This window comes from Pseudomonas sp. 05N434 (genome assembly GCF_056396965.1).
Genome location: NZ_JBFTMK010000997.1, coordinates 1 through 742 on the forward strand (window position 1 = coordinate 1; position 742 = coordinate 742).

Here is a 742-nt window from a genome sequence, read left to right on the forward strand (position 1 = left end):
CCATTTTCGCAGTGACATTCGGACAAATGGAAGCTTACACGATAATCACTTCTATGCCGCACCCAATGACTGACAACTTTTTCTTTATTACATTCTCCATCGAGCACGCCGCGTCCATCTTCTTTATCTTCTACGCTGCAATTAAAAGAACGAGCAAACAAAGGGGACGGATTTATTTTCTTCAATTACCGACCAGAATGGCGCCGTGGGCGCCCAATTTGTGGGGACCGGCAATGGGCCAAATGCTACTCTAAACCAGTACATTGGGCCGGTAATTTTCAGTGCGCTGGGTGTTGCTGGCTATATCAACCTTAATCCTAGTGTAGGAACTGGACCATGAGTCAACTAGAAAAAAGGAGCAAAGTAGGAGTCCGTATTGCATTAACTATTGTCTTGTTATTGACATGCATTGTTTTTTTTATTGGCATTGAGCTGTATTCTGGAATTGCACCACAAAAAGCCGTTGGCTACCCCAATTCCGGCCAACTTAAGCTTTATGTATTATTTCCAGCCGCATCAGTTCTTATTAGCGCTTTAATGCTGACCTTCTCAAAAAAACTGCCGAACTGGTTGTTGATTGTTTTTATACCGATTCAATTCATCGCTATTTTTACGGTTTTTATTTTTTTTGGTGGTGGTGTGTAAGGGCGTCGCTTGTCGGGAAATGGAATTAACGCTACCGCTGGCTGCTGGGGGGGGCGTTTCTGATTCGTGGTCACTAGGTAATGGGTCCGCATCAGGG

General features: G+C 44.3%; 2 protein-coding genes. Both read left to right on the top strand.

The genetic code is table 11. The features are described from left to right. Nucleotides 1-254, top strand: a 254-nt coding sequence (locus AC1DLB_RS31315) for a hypothetical protein (RefSeq protein WP_218276154.1), incomplete at its 5' end; no start/stop codon positions are given. Nucleotides 255-336: 82 nt separating this feature from the next. Next, entirely contained in the window at nucleotides 337-645 is a 309-nt protein-coding gene (locus tag AC1DLB_RS31320) for a hypothetical protein (protein ID WP_477744699.1), read from the top strand. Nucleotides 646-742: the final 97 nt, after the last annotated feature.

Coding starts and splice junctions, on each gene's coding strand:
- AC1DLB_RS31320 (WP_477744699.1), top strand. CDS start 337: ATGAGTCAACTAGAAAAAAGGAGCAAAGTAGGAGTCCGTATTGCATTA.